Genomic DNA, 2,408 nt, shown 5'->3' on the forward strand with positions numbered 1-2,408 from the left:
CCTCGAGCGCGTCTGGCTCAATCCGGCGCTGGCTGAGGTGCAGGATCTCCTGACCGCTCTGGTGGTGGATGCCTGTCGGCGGCTGCTGGCCGGCTGCCAGCCGTTGGCCAGGGCTCAGTAGGTCTCCACGTGCCAGCGTTCTGCCTTCTTGAGCTGGGGACGCAGTTCACTCCAGTCGAGGCCCTTGGCGGCGGCGGCCGTGGTCATCGCCTCGTCGATGCCGGGTTCCATTCCCTTGAGACCGCACATGTAGACATGGGTCTTGGGGTTCTCGATGAGGGCGAAGATCTCGTCGGCATGCTCGAGCACCCGGTCCTGGATGTACATGCGACCACCCTTGCTGTTCTGCTGCTCGCGGCTGATGGCGGTGGTGTAGCGGAAGTTGTCGGGATACTCGGCCTGGTAACTCGGTGCCCACCAGATTGCAGCGGCGCGCCACCCGCGCCATCGCCTCGCCGTTCAGCAGGGCATCGAAGCCATCGCGGCCCAGCTCCCGTTCCAGCATGGCGGTGCCGCGCTGGATGTTCTCCTCGCGGTGGCTCTTCTTGTACCACTGGCGGATGCGGTTGCGCGCCGTGGGGGTGGCCACGAAGTTGAGCCAGTCGAGGCTGGGATGGGCCGCCTTGCTGGTGAGGATCTGCACGAAGTCGCCGTTCTGCAGCGGCGTGGCCAGCGGAGAGAGGCGGTCGTTGATGCGCACCCCCTGGCAGTGGTTGCCCACCTCGGAGTGGATCCGGTAGGCGAAGTCGACCGCCGTGGACCCCTTGCGCAGCCCCACCACATCGCCGTTCGGGGTGAACACGAACACCTCCTCATCGAAGAGGTCCTCCTTGATCGAGCGCAGGAAGTCGCTGCTGTCCTCCCCCACCCCATCCTTCTGCCAGTCGACCAGCTGGCGCAGCCAGTTGAACCGCTCGGCGTCGGCGCCCAGCGCCGCCGGTGAGCCCCCCTCCTTGTATTTCCAGTGGGCGGCGATGCCGAACTCGGCCACCCGGTGCATCTCGGCCGTGCGGATCTGCACCTCGATCGGCCGGTGGCGGCCGATCACCGCCGTGTGCAGCGACTGATAGCCGTTGGGTTTGGGCAGGCCGATGTAGTCCTTGAAGCGTCCCGGAATCGGCCGGAAGGTGTCGTGCACCACCGCCAGGGCGCGATAGCAGCTCTCCAGATCCGGGCAGATGATCCGCAGCGCCGCCACGTCGTAGATCTCGTGGAAGGCCTTCTGCTGGCGCTGCATCTTGCTCCAGATGCCATACAGATGCTTCGGCCGCCCGCTCACCTCGCACCCCCCAGCCCACCGCCGCCAGCCGCTGCCGCAGCAGGTTCACCGTGACACCGAGACGCTCCTCGCGCTCACTCCGCTTGGTGGCCACCTGCTGCTGCACGTCGCGGTAGGCCTCGGGCTCGAGGATCTTGAAGGCCAGGTCCTCCAGCTCCCACTTGAACCGTCCGATCCCGAGCCGGTTGGCGAGTGGGGCGTAGATCTCGCGCGTTTCGCGGGCGATGCGCTGCTGCTTCTCGGGTTTCAGCGCCCCCAGCGTGCGCATGTTGTGCAGCCGGTCGGCCAGCTTCACCAGCACCACGCGGATGTCGCTGGCCATCGCCAGGAACATCCGCCGCAGGTTCTCGGCCTGGGCTTCGGTCTTGTTGGTGAAGTGGATACCGCCCAGCTTGGTCACCCCCTCCACCAGGGCCCGCACCTCGACGCCGAAGTGCTCCTCCAGCGCCTCCGGGGTCACGTCGGTGTCCTCCACCACGTCGTGCAGGAAACCGGCGGCGATCACCGGCGCGCTGGCGCCGATGTCACGCAGCAGGTCGGCCACCGCCACGGGATGGCAGATGTAGGGCTCGCCGCTGGCCCGCACCTGCCCCTCATGGAGCTGGTACGCAAAATCAAACGCCGAGGCCAGCAGGGCCTCGGCGTCGGTGGGGCAGGTGTCGCCCGCCCCGGGGGGCACGTGCTCGATGCAGGCCTGCAACCACTCCGGCAGCGGGATGCCGTAGTCGGCCGGCCGCACTGCACGGTCACCGGATGGGCTCGCAGCCGCTGATGCCGACCCGGCCACTGAGACGGACTGAGCGACGGCGTCGAGTTTGTCCCGCGCCGCATCGGGTTCGGCAACCGCTCGGAGCATGCAACCCTGCGGAGTACATCCATGGTATGGGGAGGCGGTCACAGACGCCGCCCTGTGCGGATGTTCGGATCCAAGCTGGGCGAACCGTGCGAGGTCCGAGTCCGATGAGCGAGGCGAAGCAGGCTGTGCTGGCCCTCGATGATCTGGTGGTGCGCTACCCCGGCGCCCGGCTGCCACCCTCGATGGTCTGAGTCTGCGCCTGGCCGCCGGCGAGAGCCTGGCCCTGGTGGGCCCTCCGGCTGCGGCAAGAGCACGGTGGCACGCGCCGTGCAG

Annotated in this window: 2 pseudogenes; both read right to left on the reverse strand. The window is 68.0% G+C overall.

Annotation, left to right across the window (positions count from 1 at the left end):
* Window positions 1–114: 114 nt before the first annotated feature.
* A pseudogene (locus tag SYNGFB01_RS13420) lies at window positions 115–405 on the reverse strand (ferredoxin-NADP reductase); the annotation flags it as partial.
* A gap of 1 nt (window position 406) precedes the next feature.
* A pseudogene (locus tag SYNGFB01_RS11045) lies at window positions 407–2,135 on the reverse strand (bifunctional (p)ppGpp synthetase/guanosine-3',5'-bis(diphosphate) 3'-pyrophosphohydrolase); the annotation flags it as partial.
* Window positions 2,136–2,408 lie beyond the last annotated feature (273 nt).

Origin of the sequence: Synechococcus sp. GFB01, from assembly GCF_001039265.1 — a bacterium.
Classification (GTDB): Bacteria; Cyanobacteriota; Cyanobacteriia; order PCC-6307; family Cyanobiaceae; genus NIES-981.